General features: G+C 47.8%; 26 protein-coding genes and 1 pseudogene. 8 read left to right on the top strand and 19 right to left on the bottom strand.

Features of this window, described 5'->3' with window-relative positions:
• Positions 1–17: 17 nt before the first annotated feature.
• The 8 genes from L6J37_RS12175 to L6J37_RS12140 form a co-directional block, all read right to left on the bottom strand.
• Positions 18–974 carry a sensor domain-containing diguanylate cyclase gene (locus tag L6J37_RS12175; RefSeq protein WP_237795277.1) on the bottom strand — a complete coding sequence of 319 codons (957 nt, stop codon included), beginning with the start codon at positions 972–974 and terminating at the stop codon, positions 18–20.
• 300 nt (positions 975–1,274) lie between these two features.
• On the bottom strand, positions 1,275–1,784 hold the full coding sequence (locus L6J37_RS12170) for a GNAT family N-acetyltransferase (RefSeq protein WP_192014183.1): 510 nt from the start codon (positions 1,782–1,784) through the stop codon (positions 1,275–1,277).
• 63 nt (positions 1,785–1,847) lie between these two features.
• Positions 1,848–2,009 (bottom strand): hypothetical protein, encoded by a 162-nt coding sequence (locus L6J37_RS12165; RefSeq protein ID WP_192014184.1) that lies wholly within the window; start codon positions 2,007–2,009, stop codon positions 1,848–1,850.
• A gap of 65 nt (positions 2,010–2,074) precedes the next feature.
• Complete coding sequence (locus L6J37_RS12160; RefSeq protein ID WP_192014185.1) at positions 2,075–2,665, bottom strand: GNAT family N-acetyltransferase; 591 nt, start codon at positions 2,663–2,665, stop codon at positions 2,075–2,077.
• 20 nt (positions 2,666–2,685) lie between these two features.
• Entirely contained in the window at positions 2,686–3,411 is a 726-nt protein-coding gene (locus L6J37_RS12155) for an esterase/lipase family protein (protein WP_237795274.1), read from the bottom strand.
• Between the two features lie 231 nt (positions 3,412–3,642).
• Positions 3,643–5,703, bottom strand: a complete 2,061-nt coding sequence (locus tag L6J37_RS12150) for a PhoX family protein (RefSeq protein ID WP_237795273.1) — start codon at positions 5,701–5,703, stop codon at positions 3,643–3,645.
• 168 nt (positions 5,704–5,871) lie between these two features.
• On the bottom strand, positions 5,872–6,270 hold the full coding sequence (locus tag L6J37_RS12145) for a carboxymuconolactone decarboxylase family protein (protein ID WP_192014187.1): 399 nt from the start codon (positions 6,268–6,270) through the stop codon (positions 5,872–5,874).
• A 75-nt stretch (positions 6,271–6,345) separates the two neighbouring features.
• Positions 6,346–6,699 carry a DUF2750 domain-containing protein gene (locus tag L6J37_RS12140; RefSeq protein ID WP_027254236.1) on the bottom strand — a complete coding sequence of 118 codons (354 nt, stop codon included), beginning with the start codon at positions 6,697–6,699 and terminating at the stop codon, positions 6,346–6,348.
• A 248-nt stretch (positions 6,700–6,947) separates the two neighbouring features.
• Between L6J37_RS12140 and L6J37_RS12135 the strand changes: the two genes are divergently transcribed.
• Both L6J37_RS12135 and L6J37_RS12130 read left to right on the top strand, forming a co-directional pair.
• Positions 6,948–7,565: a class I SAM-dependent methyltransferase gene (locus L6J37_RS12135; RefSeq protein ID WP_237795271.1), complete on the top strand. Its 618-nt coding sequence runs from the start codon at positions 6,948–6,950 to the stop codon at positions 7,563–7,565.
• Between the two features lie 15 nt (positions 7,566–7,580).
• Positions 7,581–8,369, top strand: a complete 789-nt coding sequence (locus tag L6J37_RS12130; protein ID WP_330872795.1) for a ceramidase domain-containing protein — start codon at positions 7,581–7,583, stop codon at positions 8,367–8,369.
• Between the two features lies 1 nt (position 8,370).
• On the opposite strand, the gene L6J37_RS12125 is transcribed toward L6J37_RS12130, so the two are convergent.
• The 3 genes and pseudogenes from L6J37_RS12125 to nrdD all read right to left on the bottom strand — a co-directional run.
• Complete coding sequence (locus L6J37_RS12125; protein ID WP_120512255.1) at positions 8,371–8,634, bottom strand: DUF2960 domain-containing protein; 264 nt, start codon at positions 8,632–8,634, stop codon at positions 8,371–8,373.
• A 201-nt stretch (positions 8,635–8,835) separates the two neighbouring features.
• Complete coding sequence (nrdG, locus tag L6J37_RS12120; protein ID WP_192014189.1) at positions 8,836–9,351, bottom strand: anaerobic ribonucleoside-triphosphate reductase-activating protein; 516 nt, start codon at positions 9,349–9,351, stop codon at positions 8,836–8,838.
• A 14-nt stretch (positions 9,352–9,365) separates the two neighbouring features.
• A pseudogene (gene nrdD / locus L6J37_RS12115) lies at positions 9,366–11,189 on the bottom strand (anaerobic ribonucleoside-triphosphate reductase); the annotation flags it as partial.
• 258 nt (positions 11,190–11,447) lie between these two features.
• On the opposite strand from nrdD, the gene L6J37_RS12110 reads away from it, so the two are divergent.
• Both L6J37_RS12110 and L6J37_RS21345 read left to right on the top strand, forming a co-directional pair.
• Positions 11,448–12,428, top strand: a complete 981-nt coding sequence (locus L6J37_RS12110; RefSeq protein WP_218386612.1) for an endonuclease/exonuclease/phosphatase family protein — start codon at positions 11,448–11,450, stop codon at positions 12,426–12,428.
• A gap of 203 nt (positions 12,429–12,631) precedes the next feature.
• On the top strand, positions 12,632–12,760 hold the full coding sequence (locus L6J37_RS21345) for a hypothetical protein (protein ID WP_255558089.1): 129 nt from the start codon (positions 12,632–12,634) through the stop codon (positions 12,758–12,760).
• Positions 12,761–12,837: 77 nt separating this feature from the next.
• Here the strand turns inward: L6J37_RS21345 and L6J37_RS12105 are convergent, their stop codons facing one another.
• The 6 genes from L6J37_RS12105 to L6J37_RS12080 form a co-directional block, all read right to left on the bottom strand.
• On the bottom strand, positions 12,838–14,184 hold the full coding sequence (locus L6J37_RS12105; RefSeq protein ID WP_192014193.1) for a VpsR-related response regulator: 1,347 nt from the start codon (positions 14,182–14,184) through the stop codon (positions 12,838–12,840).
• Positions 14,185–14,456: 272 nt separating this feature from the next.
• Complete coding sequence (locus tag L6J37_RS12100) at positions 14,457–14,984, bottom strand: hypothetical protein (protein ID WP_192014195.1); 528 nt, start codon at positions 14,982–14,984, stop codon at positions 14,457–14,459.
• A gap of 15 nt (positions 14,985–14,999) precedes the next feature.
• Complete coding sequence (locus L6J37_RS12095) at positions 15,000–15,680, bottom strand: C39 family peptidase (protein WP_192014197.1); 681 nt, start codon at positions 15,678–15,680, stop codon at positions 15,000–15,002.
• 148 nt (positions 15,681–15,828) lie between these two features.
• Positions 15,829–16,377 carry a hypothetical protein gene (locus tag L6J37_RS12090; protein ID WP_192014199.1) on the bottom strand — a complete coding sequence of 183 codons (549 nt, stop codon included), beginning with the start codon at positions 16,375–16,377 and terminating at the stop codon, positions 15,829–15,831.
• Between the two features lie 180 nt (positions 16,378–16,557).
• On the bottom strand, positions 16,558–16,890 hold the full coding sequence (locus tag L6J37_RS12085) for a carbon storage regulator (RefSeq protein ID WP_192014201.1): 333 nt from the start codon (positions 16,888–16,890) through the stop codon (positions 16,558–16,560).
• Between the two features lie 44 nt (positions 16,891–16,934).
• Entirely contained in the window at positions 16,935–17,600 is a 666-nt protein-coding gene (locus tag L6J37_RS12080) for a hypothetical protein (protein WP_218386610.1), read from the bottom strand.
• 365 nt (positions 17,601–17,965) lie between these two features.
• Here L6J37_RS12080 and L6J37_RS12075 point away from each other — a divergent pair, with 365 nt between their 5' ends.
• The 3 genes from L6J37_RS12075 (at position 17,966) to L6J37_RS12065 (ending at position 20,094) form a co-directional block, all read left to right on the top strand.
• Positions 17,966–18,994 carry a transporter gene (locus tag L6J37_RS12075; RefSeq protein ID WP_192014205.1) on the top strand — a complete coding sequence of 343 codons (1,029 nt, stop codon included), beginning with the start codon at positions 17,966–17,968 and terminating at the stop codon, positions 18,992–18,994.
• 201 nt (positions 18,995–19,195) lie between these two features.
• Positions 19,196–19,597, top strand: a complete 402-nt coding sequence (locus tag L6J37_RS12070) for a DUF2750 domain-containing protein (protein WP_192014207.1) — start codon at positions 19,196–19,198, stop codon at positions 19,595–19,597.
• A 128-nt stretch (positions 19,598–19,725) separates the two neighbouring features.
• Positions 19,726–20,094, top strand: coding sequence for a HopJ type III effector protein (locus tag L6J37_RS12065; protein ID WP_192014209.1), 369 nt, complete (start codon positions 19,726–19,728; stop codon positions 20,092–20,094).
• 56 nt (positions 20,095–20,150) lie between these two features.
• On the opposite strand, the gene L6J37_RS12060 is transcribed toward L6J37_RS12065, so the two are convergent.
• Entirely contained in the window at positions 20,151–20,594 is a 444-nt protein-coding gene (locus L6J37_RS12060; protein ID WP_192014211.1) for a methyltransferase family protein, read from the bottom strand.
• 231 nt (positions 20,595–20,825) lie between these two features.
• Here L6J37_RS12060 and L6J37_RS12055 point away from each other — a divergent pair, with 231 nt between their 5' ends.
• Positions 20,826–21,248, top strand: a complete 423-nt coding sequence (locus L6J37_RS12055; RefSeq protein ID WP_218386605.1) for a DUF3010 family protein — start codon at positions 20,826–20,828, stop codon at positions 21,246–21,248.
• A 52-nt stretch (positions 21,249–21,300) separates the two neighbouring features.
• Here the strand turns inward: L6J37_RS12055 and L6J37_RS12050 are convergent, their stop codons facing one another.
• The gene (locus L6J37_RS12050; RefSeq protein ID WP_192014215.1) at positions 21,301–21,534 is read right to left on the bottom strand and encodes a DUF3820 family protein; all 234 of its coding nucleotides are present in this window, start codon (positions 21,532–21,534) and stop codon (positions 21,301–21,303) included.
• Between the last annotated feature and the right edge of the window lie 36 nt (positions 21,535–21,570).

Below are 21,570 nucleotides of genomic sequence, written 5' to 3'. Positions count from 1 at the left end.
AGGGTGTTTTAAAGCCATCAGGATTGCATTTTACTGAGATACATTCTTGAATCCGCTTTCGCCAGAATCTCGTCCAGGTTCATCACTTTACCTGCCGGCAAGCTGTAGACGCCGGCACTGAAAGATAACTGATACGGGCGGTTTTGCCGGGTATTGAACACATCGACCGTCTGTTGAAAACGCTCTATAGTCTGCCGCGTTTCCTCTTCCGTCATCCCTGAATACAGTACGACAAACTCATCCCCACCAACTCTGGCAAATAAATCGGAATAGCGAAAACTCTGGCTGATCAGCAAGGCAAAATCTTTCAGCGCATTATCACCGGCCTGGTGGCCAAATTGATCATTAATGTCTTTGAATTTATTGAGATCGAAAAATGCCAGTGAAAACGGCGTGCCATGAAGATGGCTGTTTTCCAGGCTCTTGGTCGCCAGTTTGATGAAACCGCGGCGGTTGGATATCTGAGTCAATTCATCAATGGTTGCATCATGCAGGGCAGACAACTCCTGCTCGGCCATCTTGGCCAGATCAACCAGATCCCTGATTTCATCTTTGCTCATCGAGTGGGGCTGATGGTCGAAGATACACAAGGTGCCCAGCTTGTATTTATTGTCGTAAACCAAAGAGACACCCGCATAAAAGCGGATATGGGGAGGGCCGGAAACCAAAGGGTTATCATGAAACCGTGTGTCCTGAGATGCATCAGAAACAATAAAAGGGCCATCAGCCAGGATTGCGTGTCCGCAAAATGACACTTCCCGGCTGGTTTCTATCAGTTCAGCACCGCAGCAGGATTTAAACCACTGTCTGTCATCACCAACCAGCGTCACTGTTGCAACCGGCACATTGAAAAGCCGCCTGGCAAGACGCGTTATCCGGTCGAACCTTTCTTCCCGATCCGTATCCAGCAAAGACAAGGAACGCAAGCATTGCAAACGCTCAACTTCGTTTCTGGGGTTCTCTGGTGCTAGCATAGTGACCGATCCTACGATTCAACAACTTCTCATTCAGCTAAGGCAAAATATATCATCTTGTCTTAGCTGAATGCCATTGGCTACTCGTTGCAACACAGGTAATCAGGGGGGTAAACATTTTTTGGCGGTTCATCAACAATGCCTGTCTCTGCGGCCAGAACAAGCCTTCGAGGCAATTTCCCTGAACCGTTTTCAGGCAAGAAAACGCTCGCTGTCAAAGAGTTAAAGGCTGCTCAGCAACAGACCGACAGCGTTATACCCACTCCCGGTGCTGCCTGTAGCATTAAAGCCCACAAGGTTTTAACACGTTAATTGTTTATAAAAAAATACCGTTGCATCGAACTGACCTGACGCACTCAGGGCAAAATCAGGGATTCTTCCCGCTTCTGTATAGCCCAGCTTACGATAGAGGGATGAAGCAACATCCCCTTCCCGGGTATCCAGCACAATCAGGCTGCGCTGCAATTGCTGACAGCATAATTCAGCTGTGGTCATCAATGCTTTTCCTACCCCTTTGCCGCGGGCAGCCGTGTTAACCATCAGTTTTTCCACTTCAGCCCTGTGGCACCCGTTACGTTTTGATGTCAAAGCAAGCTGCACTGTGCCAATGACTGCATCCCCTTCACAGGCCACAAACAACTTACGCCCGTCACCTATGTCATTCGCCACCCCAAGCCAGTAAGCCTCTGCTTCCTCATCGCTTAACGGTGGCAAAAAACCTATTGAAGCACCGTCATCCACGCAGTTTTGCAACAGCGGAATTAACTGCGCCTTAAAAGGTGAAACGTCCTGAATCTCAATCACATCCATATTAGTTACCCTACAACCAAAATACTCTTTTACCTGCTAAATACTGTCTCTAGACAAGCGTGATCAAGGAGTCTGAATCACGCAGATCGGGAAATCACCCGGGTTTCTGCCGCCGCCCATATCCAAACACACATCTTCATAGCGAAAACGTTCAAATTGCATACCTGCCCAGAAAACAGCCAGTAATATGGCCAGAGCAGCAACGACTTGCATCACTTTTTTCATAACAACCTCTCTCAGGCAAACTGAACCTCAGCCTGAACATACAGACCTCACCTGGCACAATCCGCTCAGGTGAGGCTATTTCCACATCCGGGTGCAGCGAAAGACAGCCCCGTTTTTTTCCAGCGGTGAAGATCCATTTCCATAGTGACAGCGTCCCACCAGCGCCCTTTAAAGTAACGGTGGGAATGCAGCCTTTCGGTTTCGATCATACCAAGACGACGACAAAGTGCTATTGCCGCTTTATTGGCCGCCAACGTTTCTGCATACACTCGGTGAAGACCTAAATCTTCAAAACCAAAGTTGACTAACCCTATCATTGCTTCTTCAGCAATGCCCTGCCCATGACAGGCTCGCAGCAAACCGCAGCCAACCGACGCATCACCGCTGTTATCTATGCGTAATCCCGCAGTACCGATCAAAGGAGACACTGGCTCCTTGCCTTGTGCCAGACGGATCGCTAACTGATATTTTGCCCGGGGGCGTTCTCTGGCCTGCTCAACAAACAGAGTGACCAGATCACGCATAGCCTTCTCATTGCAATCTTGTTCACTGTAAAAACGCTGATACTTTTCATCTTGTGCCATCGCCAGATACGCATCTGTATCTGACGGCAGGAAATCCGTTAAGGCTAGCCGTGGTGTAGGTAGTACAAACATGCGGGCGATCCTTGAATCTTTTAATGATTATCTATAAAGCGGCCCTGACGTAAAAATGCCATGGTCTGAGCAATAACTTCATGATTGTTCATGATAAAGGTATGGCTGACCGGCAGGACCAGATGCGATTTCATCCCCTCGACCTGGGTACTGACGACCGACACTTTACCATCATGAGGCAAAGGCAACAGCCAGGAGGTCAGCAGGCTGATACTGTAATTGCCGGCAATCACGCCCAGCTCAAACTGAACCGGTCCGAGCGTATTAGGCACACTGGCCTTATCCGTGCCCAACTGTTGTCCCGCCGGGCCGTAAATCCACTGATACAGTGTAAAATCACGCATGGTATCCACAATTTCACTGCCTTTGTTAGGCGGAGCGAGCATCACGACCCTGCCAAGGCCTGCTATGCGATTTACCGACAGATACTGCCGGACTAAGATGCCGCCCATTGAGTGTGTAACAAAATGAACCGGTTCAATGTGCTGGCACTGAGACAGAGCTGCTGGAATGACGGACGCCGCAAGGGACTCAATACTTGCCGTTGTCGACGGGTAATCCATATTCACAGTCTGATACCCTGCCAGCTCCAGTGCCTTTGTCATGGTATCCATCGCGTTTGCTGTTCTGGCAAGACCATGCAACAGAATCACACATCCCGGCGGCTGTGATGGCGCAGCCTTAACAGCGACAGATACCACAGTCATAACAAGCAGCAGAACAACCTTCACACCTGCATTTCTCATTCGCTATCAATCCTGACGGTGACCCCGGCCAATCTGGAAGACACTTCAAAACATCCTTTAAAAATCAGAGATCTATTATGCATCAGGGTGAATTTTAATGGAATCTTCGTCAGGGAAAGTCGCGAAAAAATGTATCAAAGGGAAGAGATTGAAAGAAAGAAATCAAAAGAAATCACAACGAAAAACCCGCAGTCAGACTGCGGGTTGATAAAGGGTTAGGACACCGTGACATCAAATGCCAATCTCTCCGCCATCATTACGACGAATCACTACAGTGGCGGCACGAGGGCGAACCGTCTGGCCCGACGGGGTTTCTGTCGTCGCGTTATCAGAATACGGCCAATTGTCCGGATGCTGAATATTAATAAAGACAGACTTATAGTCAGGACTGATAGCAAAGCCCGTCACTTCACAACCGTTAGGGCCGACAAAAAAACGTTTCAGCTGGCTTTGGTTTGCGCCGGTGACCGCTTGCTGCTGACCCTGACTGTCCACCATAGCTGAGGGTACAATCGCCAGCATCTGATCATTGGTGTAACTGGTGACATCCGCCGCCCCGTTATCCGTCTGTACCCACAGGATACCGCGCTCATCAAATGCCAGGCCATCCGGGCTGGCAAACATATTGAGATCAGTCAGGCCAGACAGATTAGTGTCGGCGTCTGCACTGGCGGGTGAGCCAAACAGGAAAATGTCCCAGCTGAACGAGGTCACATCGCTGCCTTCGTCCCAGCGGATAATATGACCAAAGTAGTTGTTCAGGCGCGGGTTTGCGACGTTGGCTTCTGTGCGGCTCGAATTGTTGGTCAGCGTCATATACACAGTACCGGTGAAGGGATCTATCGAAGCCCATTCCGGTCTATCCATTGGCGTTGCACCCACAAGATCAGCCGCCCCGGCGGTATTGAGCAAAATAGCGGCCAATGAATCGAACATATCGCCGAGCACACCACCGCCTGTAGTCGGGCTGTTCATCGTCAGTGGTAACCAGCTACCTGCACCGTCTTCTGAAAACTTCGCCACATACAAGGTGCCGTGATCCATATACTTATCGCCCGCAGCGCGGCGGTTTGACGGATTAGCATCTGCCGGGTCCCATACCGCGTCAGAGACAAATTTGTAGATGTATTCGAATTTAGAGTCATGCCCCGAGTAAAAAACAATCGGCTTTCCTTCCTCCACCTTGCCGAAGGCGCAGCCTTCATGACGGAAACGGCCCAAAGCGGTACGTTTTACCGCACGGGCATTCTGGCTGTACGGATCGATTTCAACGATATAACCAAAACCATTGGCTTCGTTGCGGTAATCGGCGGCGGCACTTGCTGCGGTTGGTGTAACATTAAAACGCGTGAATTCATCAAGGCGCTCATCGGCATCACCGGCCAGATCATCCCAGCCATAACGTGTAGCCGAGCCTGATACACCGATGCGATTCTGCTCTTCGGTCTTGGTACCTTTATTGACAAAATAACCCGGCCAGTTCTCTTCACACGTCAGATAAGTGCCCCAGGGGGTATAGCCGTTACCGCAGTTGTTCAGTGTGCCACGGGTCTGACTGCCATCGGGTGAAAAGCGGGTTTCGAGGTAAGAGGTGTACGCCAGCGGGCCTGCCATATCCATCACAGTAGCCGCCGTAAAACGTCGGTTAAGCGGATCGTTATCGACAATCGCCCACTGATTCCCATTCAATTTTACGCGAACCACACTGACGCCGTGAGCGTTGATCTCTTTGCGGATTTCTTCAGCACTAGCGCGCAGATTGGTGCCAGAATCTTTACTCGGGCCGTGAGGGTGCAGCGCATTCGAATCGATGTACTCATGGTTGATACACAGTAAACCGTCATCGGCGGCGTCGTTAAGCGGGAAAAAGTGCATGCCGTCATGATGCATCCCCATCGCGTTTGCCTGGTCCTCTGCCGAGTTATTGCCTGTGTTATCCCAGGCGCTGGCTTTATTATTCAGAGGTGTGCCCCAGGGCACCAATACCTGGGCAGAATAACCGGCCGGTACTGCTACGGCGTCCAGTAAAGAGCCGGGAATGGAATCAAAATTCAGCACAGCTGTGCTTCGGTTTGGCACTTCAGGATTTGTCCCCGAGCCGCCGTTAGATTTACCAGAGTTACTGTCGCTGCCACAGCCGGCCAGACCAAAAGTGCTCAAGGCAGTCAGTGCACCCAGACCAAGAGTGCTTTTCAGTGCGGTACGGCGGGAAAGGTGCTTATCAAGCACCTGTTGAAACGTTTCATTGCCACTTTTGTTATAACATGTTGGATCAAATGTTGCCTTGCTCATCAGACTTCCCCAGTTAAGTGCATTATCAGTTTTTATGTATGAACGGGCACACATACTGAGCGCATAGTGTTACAACTGGGCGTAATCTTAATGACGCTTCGATTTCATTATCTTTAAAAACATGATCTTACAATGAGCGAATTCAAACTGGCTTCAGGCTGCTTCTGCTTAGTCGCTCAGCTCAGTGTGAATGATGCCTGACTCCTGAAACACGCTTTTTGCCACTGTCATGCCGTTAATCGCGGCCGGAAAACCGGCATAGACGGCCATCTGCAATATCACTTCGACAATCTGCTGAGGCTGGCAGCCAATATGGAGTGCCCCTTTGATATGACTGGCCAGTTGCGGCTGGCAGTTGCCCATCGCCGTTAACGCCGAAATGGTCGCCAGCTCGCGGGTCTGGAAATCCAGCCCGTCTCTGGAAAGCACGTCACCAAACGGAAAGCTGATAATAAAATCGGCCAGCTCTGGACAAATTGCCTGAAAGGTTTCCTTCAAATGCTGCTCTGCATCCGGGTCGAGTTCGTTGAGCCTCGCCAGCCCGGCCTGATAACGTTTTGAATCCATAAATCGCCTGCTTTTATAAAAAATAGCGCCAAAAAAACCGCCTGCCGGCGGTTTTCACTGTATATTCGAAGGGGATTACAGGTACTGTTTAGCCACTTCCTGCGGCTCCATTTCAGCACCTTCCAGTTCCTGGTTCCAGTTCAGACCAACCAGTACTCCTTCTTCAGAAAGTGTGATCATCCAGTCCTGCACAAACACGTCTAACGGCAGCTGAGATGGCTGAAATTCAGCCCATTCTTCCACACAATGAAATTTTGCATCCGCTTCAGTGGACCAGAACGGCATGACTTCCGACTCTTCAAACTCGCTTGAGTCAACTGACAACCAATCCCCTTCTTCATTACACAGGCCGTACACCACATGCGTCTCTTTAGACTCAGTGAAGAACAATTCAGCATTCGCCTGTACGTCTGCAGTTAATTTCGTCATGATGATTTCTCTCTTGAGTGGGGGCTCGCTGGTTCGCGGGCTTGTTGGCGCAAATAGTAGCAAAGTTTGTGCGCAATGTAAGATCAAATTCTTGATGCGGCACAACGGCTTTACCTCTGTCCGTCTGCCAGGGCCATTGATTACTGGTCTGAGAATTCGCAAGCAGAGGATGAACAGAGATTGTCGCTGTGTCTAACTATTGAACGCTGGCTTCAGCACGCACCGCTTATACTTGAAATGACCACGAAGTGAGCATTATCGAGGTATACATGGCCACAATAGACTGGCAAACCTATCTTTTTCCATCCTCTCTGCAAGCGCCCCGTACGCACTTGGTTGAAGCGCATCAATTACTGGGTGAGCGACTCAGAGGGAAAGTGGCGGTTGACTGCGGGTGCGGCCATGGCAGAGATACCTTCTATCTGTTAGAACAGCGTTATCGCGTGTATGCCTTTGACAGTAATCTGGAGAGCCTGAGGCAGTTATCCACACACCCTCTTGCTGCCTCCAACCCGCTACTGGATCTGCAGCACTGCTCTTTCAGCGAATACCGCTTCCCTAAAGCCCATCTGGTGAATGCCAGTGCATCTTTGTTCTTCTGTCCGCGCGCCGATTTTTATGGTGTATGGCAGAAAATTGTACAGTGCGTCAATCCGGGGGGCATCTTCTGTGGTCACTTTCTGGGCATGAATGGTGATGATTCCGACTTTTCAGACAAGATAATGACGCACAGCAAGCCTGAGCTGGAGCGGCTGTTCAGCCAGTTCTACGTCGTGTCCTGGCAGCAACGCCATGAAGTCTCTTCGCAGCTGACGGGCGAAAAGCGCCAATGGCACATTCATACTTTCATTGCGATGAAAAAGTAGCAGCCATTGACTGTCATGCCTGGTTCGGATCAACGAAAAGCGGGGCTGTTGATTGGGTCGGCACTGTTGCTCATTGTTGTGACCCTGTACTGGGCACCGATTACCCAGCCAGCCAGTTTTTACGATTATGCCGATAACCACCAGCGATTGGGTATCAACAACTTCACCAACGTCATGTCCAACCTGCCGTTTGCCTTGGTCGGGTTGCTGGGTATCAGGCTACTTAGCCAGATCCCGTCGCGACAGGCTGATCAGGTTATCGAACCTGAAATATCCAGCGCGTATTTTCTGTTTTTTCAGGCCCTGTTAGCCACCAGCCTTGGCTCAGCGTTTTACCATCTCTCGCCCGATCCGTTCGGATTAATGTTAGATCGCATTCCGATCAGCCTGGCTTTTGTTAACTTGTATTGCATTGTTTTAAGCGAGTACATTTCGCCGAGGTTAGGACAGCGATTGCTGTTCCCATTTAATGTCTACGGGCTGCTTGCCGTTGTGTACTGGTATTTGATGACGACCACTCAGGGAGATGCAGCGGATTTAAGTGCGTATATTCTGATTCAGTTGCTGCCCATTGTGCATTTGCCACTGATTCTGATGCTGTATAAAGAAAGGCGCCCCGGTAGCAGATATTATCTGGCGGCACTGGTGACATATGGATTCGCCAAGATTGCGGAGCTGCAAGACACAGGTATATTTATGCTGACTGAAGGGTGGATAAGCGGCCACAGCATCAAGCATTTGTTGGCCGCTCTGGCAGGTTGGTGGATTTACCGCTTACTGCAATTGCGTACAGCAAAAAGATAAATTATTTTTCACCAATTCCGCGATGTTGTTTCGGTGCCAGCGTTATTTTGCCGAACCCCAGCTTACGGAAATGGCTGTCACGAAAATCTCTTACTGCCTTCTCGCCGCTGGACACAGCTTCTACCTGCTGTTCCATTTTCAGATATCCTGTTAAATCAATCCCTTCTGCGGCGGCAACCGCCTCATGAATGGAGCGAAACTGGCTGTAGGAAAAACTGATGTGCTTTTCCTGATCCTTATAGGTGTAAATAATTGTTCGTGACATAGCAGGACTCGAGTCGTTCTTGGTTTGTATCGGGTGGCGAAGTGTATCGAAATTTCCCCGCTAAGCCCAGCACTGGTCGGTGTTTTAACCATGGGTTTATCCACCTCTGTATTATTCATGCACTATGTTTTCCCACAGTTATACACAGAAACAGTGGATAACTTTAGCAGTTATCAGTAAAACCCATGAAAATTGAATGGGTTAATATCCGAACTGTTGATAATTATTCATTTCTACCCATACACCTGACGGCCCGGCTTTGCGCAATACCCGCTGGTTGCTGCTGCCCCGCCAGATAAGTGACGCATGATGTAATGCCTGAATAAACGGGCCATCAATCATCACGTCAATATAAGATGTCACCCGCCTTTGCTCTGCGGTCAGGTTTTCCATCAGGTACCCGGTCCACAGCCAGATATCTTTATCCGGGCATTCCTGTCTGACCCGTTTCACTAATTGACTGATGCTGACCAGATTAGCCGGATGAAGCGGATCGCCACCAGACAGCGACAAGCCCCGGCGTAAAATACGCGTGTCCTGCAAATCAGCGATGATGGCATCTTCCATTTGCTGATCGAAATACCTGCCGCTGCTAACCGGCCAGGTCGCTTGGTTATAGCAACCCCGGCACTGGTGCTCACAACCTGAGACAAACAAGGTACAGCGTGTGCCCGGGCCGTTGACCACATCGCAGTTATAGTATTGATGAAAGTTCACTCTCACTCCCGGCGTTACATATGTTTGACACGACGACGGACTTCTTCCTGCTTTCCGGTATTGAAAGGCCGGGCATCCGGGCTGCCAAGATAACCGCAGACCCGTCGAATAACAGACACTCTGGCAGGCTCTCCATTGCCGCATGCAGGGCAGGTAAACCCCTTGCTGGTGCAGCAAAACTCCCCCGAAAAGCCACACTCGTAGCATTCATCGATAGGGGTATTTGTCCCGTAATAAGGTACCCGGGCATAGCTGTAATCCCACACATTCTCAAGCGCTTCCAGGTTATGCTGCAGATTCGGATACTCGCCGTAGCAGATGAATCCCCCGCTGGACACTGCGGGGTAAGCCATTTCAAAGTCAATTTTGTCGTAAGGATTCACTTTCTTTTCGACATCCAGATGAAAACTGTTGGTGTAGTAACCTTTATCCGTTACCCCTTTAATTTCACCGAACTGTTTTCTGTCCAGCGCACAAAAACGGCTGCACAGGTTTTCACTGGGTGTGGCATACAAACTGAATCCGTAACCGGTTTCCTGCTTCCAGCTGTCCACGGCTTGTCGCAGAAAACGAACGATGGCCAGCGCTTTTTCCTGCCTGTTCTGGCTATCAAAAATATGCACATCACTGCCATACAGTGCATTGACTGTTTCATGTAAGCCAATATAGCCCAGCGAAATTGATGCCCGGCCGTGGCGGAATAAATCGCTGACATCATCTTCAGGGCCAAGCCGTACGCCGCAGGCGCCTTCCATGTACAAAATGGGCGCCACTTTGGCTTTCACACCGTTTAACGATGATATTCGGTACGCCAGTGCTTCTTTGGCGAGCTGTAACCGCACTGACAGTAACCGGTAGAAGACCTCTTCCTGGCCACAGGCTTCCAGCGCAATACGCGGTAAATTCAGGCTGACGACGCCCAGATTACACCGCCCTTCATGCACGATCTTGCCATCGGCTTCAAAACGATCCAGAAAACTGCGGCACCCCATGGGCGTTTTGAACGAGCCCGTCACCGATTCTACCTGTTCGACATTCAGAATATCGGGGTACATGCGTTTTGACGCACACGCCAGCGCAAGCTGCTTGATATCATAATTGCCGTCCTCCGGTTTATGGTTGATGCCGTCTTTAATGGCAAACACCAGTTTGGGGAACACGGCGGTTTTTCTGTTTTTTCCCAGGCCGGCAATACGGTTTTTCAGCATGGATTCCTGGATAAGACGTGATTCCCAGGACGTGCCAAGACCAAAACCAAAAGTGACAAAAGGCGTCTGCCCATTAGCGGTATGCAAGGTATTCACTTCATATTCCAGCGACTGAAAGGCATCAAAGCATTCTTTTTCCGTCCTCTGCCGGGCGTATGCTCTGGCATCGGGGATCTCCCATTCCCGGGCAATGTCCAGGTGCTTTTGATAACTTCTGGTGACATAGGGTGCCAATACTTCATCAATACGGTTCACCGTTGTGCCGCCATAAATATGGCTGGCGACCTGGGCGATGATCTGAGCAGTCACCGCTGTTGCCGTTAAGATAGAGCGAGGCGTTGCGATATCGGCATTCCCCATCTTGAAACCCTGGGTCAGCATGGTTTCAAGATCGATCAGCATGCAGTTAAACATGGGGAAGAAAGGGGCATAATCCAGATCATGAAAGTGCAGATCGCCACTGTCGTGCGCATCGGCAATATCCTGAGGCAACAAAAATTGACGAGCATAGTGCTTTGCCACTATCCCCGCCAATAAATCCCGCTGAGTAGGAATGACTCTGCTGTCTTTGTTCGCGTTTTCATTCAGCAGTTCAGCATGGGTTTGTCCCATCAGTCCGCGAATATCTTGCAACATCGCTTCCAGCCTGTTGTCGCTGTCCTTGTTCACTGTCACCACACACCCCACAAACACAAAATAAGCACACTGTTTTTAGCACAAGACACAATATGTTGTGCATTAAGCGACAGATGCCGCAGCTTTGCTTTGATCTGAATCAGGAATGCTTAAATGTCGGTTACACTTTGATATGTGTTTCATTTCAGTGCAGGAGAACGTCTGATGGCGGCAAGGTTAACAAGGGTAAACAGAATTCGGCCAGACGTTGGAATGACGTTCATCCTGATCCTCTGTGTCAGTTTTTTCAGTATGTTCAGCTATGCATCAGACAGCCTGTCCTCTTTTGGCCGCGAACAGCCACAACGGCAATCACTGACTGTTATGAGCTGGAATCTGGAATGGTTTGGCACGCCCCGGGTACCCCGCACCGATGCCGATTATGCCTATTTTACTGATGTGATCCGCCGGGTCTCACCGGACATTATTGCGTTTCAGGAAGCAGACAGTAAGGAAGCCGTTGAGCGAATCCTGCCCAAAGATCAGTACTCGCTGTATCTTTCCGACCGGCACGGCAAAGCCAGCGAAAGCTTCAGAGACGGCAATCAGTACACTGGCTTTGCTATCCGGCAATCCCTGCCCGTCAGTGACCCGCAAGATATCGCCAGTCTGAATATCCGCACCGCGCCCAAATCAGGCGAACGAGCCAGAAAAGGCCGCCTTCGCTACGGAACGTATGTGATTGTTCATCCTCAGTCAGGCACGCCCATACATCTGCTGAGCGTACATTTAAAATCGGGCTGCTACACCAGCAAGATCAACAGACAGTCTGCGTCCTGCCGTGTCCTGAGCTATCAGGCTGGCGTACTGAAAAACTGGATTGATCAACGTCTGGCAGCTAAAGAATCGTTTTTGATCAGTGGCGACTTTAATCACCGGATGGCAGACAGCGGTGACTGGTTGTATCGTTCCCTGAGCGCCCCTTCTTCAGATCGTCATTCTGTCCATCTGCTGACAAAAGACGTGAACGCCTCGTGCTATGTTCGTCTGAACCGCTCCAAACGCAAGGCAGAATACCGGCGATACACCGCTTTGATCGATCACTTTGTGGCGTCTGCCGACATTGCTGATGTCCTCAGGCAGGGAAAGGTCTATCAGTATCCGTTTTCCCAAAAAGATGTCAGCCGCTTAACGCTGTCGGATCACTGCCCGCTGGTACTGGACATCCCTTTGCTGCCGGGCTCCGGCCTTTAAACAAAGCGGATACTAAGGTCTCGGGCTGATTTGTGGGCGATTGATTTATAGGCGACGAATTTGTGAACAAGAGTCAATGATAGCCAAGCGACTCTGCACATCGCCGCATTGTCATGTTAATGTCATCTCAAACACATAGTGTTTCTGGCAGACAATGACAGAAACCATGATTAGTAGTAAACGATAAGCAGTAAGGAACACAAATGGACAGTATCAACCTGGCAACACTCGTTGTGCCAACCATGGATGAGCTTATGGTTGACCAGCCAGAGTGTGTCTACACCAATACAGATTCAGATGAGCACAACGAAATCATTTTGTTGTCTCACTAAGAACTCATCTCGTTCAAACCGTATATAAACAAACACCCCGCACTTTGGTGCGGGGTGTTTCACTTCCTGCTTACGGATTATTCACGCATAAACGACGAGTTATAGTGACGTACATCAGGCACAATATTGTGCTTGTTCAGTAACCGGTACATGGTTGCACGTGACACACCTAAATCTTTGGCTGCCGAAGCAACCTGACCCCTGTGTGTTTCCAGTACCGCCACCAACACGTCTTTCTCTGCTTCATCCTTAATATTACGCAAGCTTTGCTTGAAATTAGCCTTGCTGGGCAAATCAAAATGCTCAGCCCTTACTTCGTTCCCCTCCGCCAGCAACGCTGCCCGTTTGACCTGATTAATCAGCTCACGGACATTGCCCGGCCAACTGTAGCGCAGCAAGAGTTGCTTGGAGTCTTCCGAGAAGCTCGATGCCATGGTGCTGTATTCCTTGGCAAACTTCTGCAAAAAGGTTTCTGCTAACAAGAAAATGTCAGAACCACGCTCTCGCAAGGTCGGTACTTTTATGTGGAAGACATTCAGACGATAAAACAATTCTTTGCTGAATTCCCCTTTAGCTACCAAGGCGTCCAGATCTGCGCTGGTTGCCGCAATAATGCGAACATCGCAAGCTGAATCGCCGTCCAGAGAATCATTGCCAGGAGCCTGAATGAAGGACAAGAGTAATTCCTGAAATTCTTTGGTTAACTCTTCCACATTATCCAGCATGATGGTGCCGTTAAAGCCTGTGCCTTCCTCATCAGGCTTTGACACATGCCTGAGGAAGTTCAGCTTTTCATCATCTTTGCTGAGTGCCCCGCAATTAATCGTCACAAAGGGGGCATGTTTGCGTTTGGACAGGTTATGAACAGACTTGGCTATCAGCTCTTTGCCCGTGCCATTCTCCCCGGTAAGAAACACGTTAACTTCTGTTAACGCCACACGACGAACCATGTCACGTAATTGTTTGATCGTTTTTGACTCACCAAACAAGCCCATCTCGTGCTGGGTGGTAATCTCATGCCAGGAACTGGATTCAATATCCAGCATGCCTAGCTGATGACCAACAGTATCCAGCAGATGGCTGCCTGGTACGGGTACAGTGAAATAGTCGACACAAAAGTTATTGATAAACTGACATATTGCATCTGTTTTCAATTGCTCTTTTTTAATCAGAGCAATCCATCTCACTTGTTTGGTTTTATTTGCCCTCAAAGATATGCTGTTTAAGCTAAAATCATTATTGCTTAAATCAACGATACAAATACATGGGCTGAACTCTTCCAGGATTGAATCAACCGTTCTTAAATCATAACAGCACTGGGTTTTCCAACCTGACTGTTCGAGAAGCGCTATCCAAGGCTCGTAGTTACATCCTATTGCCACTAGTCTGCCATTTAGTGCTTTATTTTGACATTGACCTACCATCAGAAGTCACCTTCATTTCAATGCACATTTATTATTAATGTTCATTGAAAATATAGGCAAGAAACCACTGATACGCGTGGTATCAATAGTAAGAATTGTCTTAATAAGCGTCTTCTCACAACATAATAGGCCAATATTCAACAATTTAAGATTCTAGGCATTTCTGGAACTTTTTACGATCGTATACCTGGCTGGATAAAACTGCATACAAAAAAGGTACAGCAGCCTGCTGTACCTTGGCACTAACAACACAAATTGGAAGGAAATAACTATCAATATCCTGTATGCAAAATCGCATTCTCAAGTCGGCTTTTCATTACACTATGCTGGATGTATCCGTTAATATCAGCATCAATGTCTATGTTTCTCTCAATACGAATATTGCTGCCATCCAGGCTGTTTTGCACCACCTGCATGATGCTGTTGGGCAATAAACTGGGCCGTTCAAAAGAGTTGTTATCCCCCACCTGCTTCAAAGTGAGCATTTCGCCACTTGAATAGGCTGACCCTGCGGTAGTGGTGAGCATCCCGTTGCTGATGGTGAAATTGGCAATATGCGAGCGTAATATCTCTTCGCCGTTAAGGGCCGTGATAATACTCAGCCCGATGCTTATCAGCGAACCTTCCGCCGAGAACCCCCCTCGTATTGCAGACATTTCCGATTGTGTCATGGCAATCATGCCCGAATCATTCAATACCAACAAACTCGATGGCTTGGTGAATGCGTTCGCGGAAGTATTTGCCATGACAGCAGCACCTCCCAGGGTGGCTGCTACAACATAGTAAGATAGCTTGTTCATACTAGCCTCTGCCTTTTAGTAATCGTTTGTACCCGGCAATGTAATACTGAACGTTGACAGCGAGTCCCTTGCGACAGCATCAGATACTGGTGAAGGGTTGTACACACTGTAGTTTTCTTGGGTAATGAAACTTTCGCGCCCCTCTTTCACTTTATTTTTCACCAGCAATACCGAGCCGCGATAATAAGGTTTAAATTCACTGAGCTTCATCACCATAGTGCCACGCGACGGATCGCCCAGAATAATCTGTTCACTGTTGATACCTTTAATCACCACAAAGTGCATATAGCCATCGAAATTGACAATGGTTATGGCGGGCACCCCGAGTGTTTTAAATTTCTCAAGCGGAAGACGATAACCATTGGCATCCAGGCCAACAGACTGCATGTAAGCCTTCATATCGAACATGGAAAATCCCTGTTTCTCTATTTTTTCAGGATCACCATTTGCAAACATCGACTTGAATACCGTATTTTCATTGGTCTCAATGCCGTAGTGATAGGTCATCAGTGAAGCCACCGCCGCAGAGCCGCAACTAAAGTCGTACTGCTGGCGCATGACATCACCAAAGAGCTTCTCCTGATAACTTTGCACTTTTACATTGTATGCGCCTCGGCTTGGGAAATAGTCCAGAGCACTCACGGTTGTGCTGACCATTAATCCTGCCAATGCCAGGGTTGCCAGTTTTATTTTCATCACCACACCCTTCGCTGTTATTAACCTGACGCCGCTCTTATTGTCGTCAGGCAGGAAATCATTCTTATCTATCGGAGATTCTCAAGGCTATTGAAAGGCTCCATAGGTAAAAACAATGAAAGGGCCGCCTTGCGACGGCCCGGTTTGGTTAGTAACTAGCAGAGCCAGACAGTGTAGCGTTGGTGCTGGTAGATTGCTGAACCATAGAGTTATTACCTGCGTTCTGACCAGCAATGCTGATACCAGACGCATCACTAAACGAGTTGACCATAGTGTTATAGTGTTCAACATCAACAGTACCGGCTTTACCATCACAGCAAGCACCGCCATAGGTCACTTCGTTTCTAATCACTTCACCATCAATTTCCGAATCAGCGAGTACTTTATCCATGCTGTATGATTTTTTGAAAGTTTTGTCGATTTCTACATCAGACACTTTCTTCACAACCCAGGAATTATCGCTGTTATCTTTAATGGTTTTGGATTTATCATTACCGATATCACGCATATAAAGATCATCGTTATCTTCATTGAAAGAATAATCGATTTCTTTTGATTTGCTGATATCGACAGTCAATGTTTTCTCAACAGTATCATTGAAGCTGCCTTCGATGTTATCTGCATCTGGATAACCATTTGCAAACGCCATAGGCGATGCAATAATCGCTGCTAATAACAACACGTTTGATTTACGCATGATGTTACTCCAATTATGTTCCCCATAACGCATGAGATTTAAATAAATCTCATGCTGGGTAAATGTTATAGATGTTGAAGCAATGATGTTAGCCCTGCGAAACCAAATATCAATTACTAGTAATTTAACATTTAGTTTTATTCCCGGATTAAATAATCCAGCTTAGATACACTAACAGTGTTACTTCAATGTCAGGTTAACCACGGTCGCATTTTGAATTAACACATTATTACCGGTGTTTTGGACTACGTTGAATACCCCTGATGATCCGCTGAAGGCTCCGCCATCAATTACGTTATTACCAGTTGTATTGCCATACGCGCCATTACCCACGACATCACCGTACATATCCGAATCGGCTTGCATGTAGTCAATGTTGAGCTCGTACTGCCCACCTCGAGTCTCATACATTGAACTATCACTCAACGTATCGGAACTTGTTAGAATATCCAACTCATCAGCAACTGCACCCCAAGATAACAGTACAGCTACGGTCAGCGTTAAATATCTCATGACGTCCTCCTGAGAGCTGTCTCTGACACCCCTCAGCTAATGTGTTATTGGCCCAGAAGTACAGCGTTAGTGCTAGCACTTTGTTGAACCAGCGAGTTGTTACCGGCGTTTTGACCTGCCAGGCTGATACCTGAAGCACCGGCAAAGGCACCAGACATATCATTCACATGGGTCACTGTCAGCGAACCGGCATTACCACCGCCGTGATTGCCACCATTACCGTAACCACTGTTACCATAACCACCATGGCCCCAGTCTTTATCATCACAGCAAGCACCGCCGTATGTGACGTCATTACCAATGACTTCACCTTTCAGGTCGGATTTCGCCATGTAGAAGTTTTTATCAATATCGATTTTCCAGGTTTCAGTGTGCTTAAAGTTACTTTCGAAGTGGAACTTTTTGCTGTTATCACTGTTATCTGTGTACTTAAAGCTTTTATCGTTATTGATGTCCTTCATTTTCAGCGTATCGTTGTCCTCATTGAAGCTATCTGTAATGGTTTTATCACTGTCATAAGTCAGCGTGGCTGTCTTAGTGATATCATCATTAAATGAATCAACGATGGATGAATCATTATCACCATAACCACCATTATGACCACCGTAACCACCACCGCCGTAGCTAGGTGCTTGAGGATAGCCACTAGCCAGAGCCAGTGGAGATGCAACTACGACTGCCACTAACAGCGCGAGATTAGATTTACGCATGATTAAGACTCCAAATATGTTGAGTTTTTATTTTATTGCTCTCCCGTGTTGCCACGAGAGATAACTTAATACTAGTTTTCGCCACTTTTTAGTTTGTATTATTTTTAATAAAAACGATGGCAATAAAAAACACGCGCATTCCTTTATTCACCTTGTCTGAGCGTGCTTATTTCTAAGAATGGATTCACCATTCTCATTACTAATAATTGTATTGAGATTAATACTGTTTTTATCAGGATTCAGAAGTAAGACAAAAATAACCTTTTATTGATCACTTTTTATCGGATGCTTGACTATTCTTATGACAAGTCAGTGCAACTGACTGCCATTTTTGGGGTGACCTTTGCAAACAAAGTGAGGATATCGTGAGAAAGTTTAACACACACAGCCTTTTAGCGCTGATAGCGATCTTTTCAACCACGGTTGCTGCAGAGGAATCTACAACAACCCAACAAAAGTCGCGTCAGGTTCAGACAGTTACAGACATTCTGGAAAGGCCAGGGGTACTGACACCGAAAGGGTCTTTCGTTCTTGATTCTTCCTTAACCTATACCCAGAACTCCTCCAATACCGTCTCGGTGGTAGGTTATACCGTACTGCCATCACTCATTGTTGGCCTGATACGGGCCAGTGATATTGACAGAACCACCATGACCTTTGGCCTCACCGGGCGTTACGGGATCACCAACCGGTTAGAAGTCGAAGCCAGAATTCCCTGGGTTTACCGTAACGATTCCATTTCTGAGCGGGATATCAATGGACCTTCCAACAGTCCCACCACTAAAACAGTTGAAGGTAACGATCTGGGTGATATAGAAGCAGCATTTAAGTACCAGTTCAATATGCTCGAAGCTCCCTATTGGATAGGTAGTCTTCGCTTCAAAAGTACCACAGGGAGCTCACCCTATGATGTACCTATTGATAGCACCAATGATTTCAAAGAGTTACCTACAGGCTCAGGCTTTCCAAGCATAGAACCGGGCGTCACTATGATCATGCCACTTGACCCTGCAGTGCTGTTTCTTAATGCCAGCTATATCTGGAACATTAAAGATGACGTCAGCATTCAAATTCCTGCTACGGATGAAGCCCCAAGTACGCAAATCAATACCATTGACTTGGGGGACACCATCTCACTGGGTGCAGGTATGGGTTTTGCCGTCAACCCCAAATTCTCATTCAGCATTGGCCTGAACCACAAAACCATACTGAAATCGAAAGTGAACGGAGGGTATCCTGACGATGCGAAATTACTGCAACTGGATACTATTTCGTTCGGTGCCAACTATGCCGTAAACAGAGAAACCACCATCAACGTAGGCGCAGCAGCGGGGTTAACGGCTGATGCCCCTGATTTCCAATTGACAGTCCGGATACCTTATACGCTGAAATAACTTCAGACTTCTCATCAGAAATGCCAGTCTCTGCTGGCATTTTTTTCGCCTGGCCTTCCCCCCTTTCTTCCCATCCCGCTTTCCACTATGCTTAGAGCAGTTGATTCTGGGCGATCTATAGGGCCGTTTTTCTGAATGTTGCCAATAGCTCCGCCAAGTCAACTGATCATAATAATCAACATCCGAAAACAGGGTCCAACTATGTCCACCACCCCTTTATCCACCGAACAAATTGACACTATTTTGCAGTACGATGCGGAAAAAAGATGTCAATACCTGCTGAAAGAAGTGACCAGTCAGGGGCAGATCTGGATTCTGACCGACGAACACGGCTGTGTCATGTTAAACAGCGAGGATGAAGACTGTGTGCCAATTTGGCCAAATCAGGAGTTCGCACAAGCCTGGGCGACAGGAGACTGGGCCGAATGTAAGCCTGAATCGATTTCAATTAATAAATGGCACAGCCGCTGGACGCCAGGCTTGGAAGACGACGAACTGGCGATTGTCGTGTTTCCAAACCTGGAGCAGGAAGGCATTATCCTGTACCCGGAAGAGCTGGACGACGCGCTAAGACAACAGTCCAAAAAATCAGGTAAACGTTAAGCAATACAACAATAAGCCTGAATTCACTAATAGCTTTTGCATATCCGACGCATGATGCCGGTTATGCAGGGCTGATACGGGGGGATTCCCCCCGTTTTCCCCCCATATAACTGAAGCAGGAGAACAGCATGGATACGCTGCTCGCAACCATCAAGGAATCACCCACGAGCGTTATCTTCGACAACGTTCTGAGTGTCATTGACCAGCACTACGATTACAGGCCGACAGCATTCAGCAACGGTCTGGGCAATGAAACGCTTGCCAACGAAGCGGGCAGCAATGAAGGCTCGTGCCGTATTTTCGCCTTTGCCCAGCAACACAAACTCTCTGAACAGGAAACACTTGCCTGTTTTGGACACCACTATTTTGATGCTGTACTGAATAACCCTGATGGCACAGATCATATGAATATACGGACATTCATGAAATATGGTTGGCGCGGTATTCGCTTTGCCGGCCAGCCGTTAATGCCTAAGCATTCCATTGCGGATTGTTAGTCACCAGAACCAAAACAGGGAGCGCATAGCTCCCTGTTTTATGACCAGATGCCTTATCAGCACCATCGCCTGACATGCTGGCAATACTCCTGATATTGCTGGCCAAAAGCGTGTTTCAGTACCCTTTCCTCTGCCGCAATCTGCACATAATTCATGTAAATGGCAAACACAGGAATCATTATCAGGCTGGAAAAGGCTGACAAATTAAGAAAAACCGCTATCAGTAACAATAGCAACCCCAGGTAAATCGGATTTCTTGATATCCGATAGACGCCAGACGTCACCAGCCGTGTTGTTTTTCTTGGGCTTAGTGCCGTCTTCGCGCGGGCAAAAGCCATGATACCTGCCAGCCCGAAACCAACAGCCAATAAACTGAACACCCATTCTAATAAAATCTTGCCGGGAAAACTGAAACGCCATACCGGAAAATACTGAGCCAGCAAATACATTGCAGCCAGGGTAATTAAAAACACTAAAGGGGGCGTAAGTCTGAATCTCATCTTATATCCCTTAATCACAGTCAACAGCTTGATATGAAAAGTATAAGCACATTTATACGCAAGCAGAAAAGATTGTTTAAAAAATGTTAAACCCCTTAACCTTTCTCTCGATTCACCCAAATGCTACACAGCGAAACCCGGTAAAAATTCAGCCTCTCGCAGTGATTATCACTGACAGCCTGTCTTATCTTGGCTTACAATAGCCGCCATAGTCATTATTCGAGATATACCATGAAAATTTTTGCCGTTGAGCTGAAAGGTAAAGAAGCTAACCTTTGTCTGCTGTCACTGAAACAAGGGATGTTTTCAATTCCTGACTGCCGATCGCAGAAACTGGTGCTAAGCGATGCCTTTGACAACCAACAGATGCGTCAATTTCAGAAAAGCTTCAAAAAACTGGTCGAAGACTACCAGGTGGAGCACATCGTCATTAAAACCCGTGAAACACGTGGCAAGCACGCGGGAAGCGCTGAAAGCTTCAAAATGGAAACCGCTATTCAGCTGATTGACGATCTGGATGTCACTTTCATCAGCAATGCCGATATCAAAGAAAAGCTGAAAAGAAGCCCGTTGTCAGTAGATTTCCGCGGCACAGGATTGCGCCAGTTTCAGGAAAATGCTTTTGTGGCAGGCTACGCCTTTCTGAGCCAGTAAACACAACAGGGAGCCAGACGGCTCCCTGTTAATTTCTGATAGCTGATGTTGATCAGGCCTGAGCATCCAGGCGAAAACCTTTCAATGGCCTGATAACCTCTTCTAACCCTTCAATTTTCATTTCAAGCGTTATCGCCAGCAATCGACCAAGCTCGCCATCCGGGAAACCCTGCTTGGCAAACCAAAGCAGATAAGGTTCAGGTAAATCGATAAGTACCCGACCACTGTACTTACCAAATGGCATTTTCATATTGGCCAGTTTGACTAAATCACGTTTTTCGAACATGGATGCGTACCGCTTTGTGTTAACTTGTCTTCAGCT

It is taken from the genome of Photobacterium sp. WH77 (genome assembly GCF_022014395.1).
In the GTDB taxonomy this organism is placed as follows: Bacteria; Pseudomonadota; Gammaproteobacteria; order Enterobacterales; family Vibrionaceae; genus Photobacterium; species Photobacterium arenosum.
The sequence above is the reverse complement of the archived record's forward strand: the minus strand, read 5'-3'. Positions and strand labels throughout refer to the sequence as shown.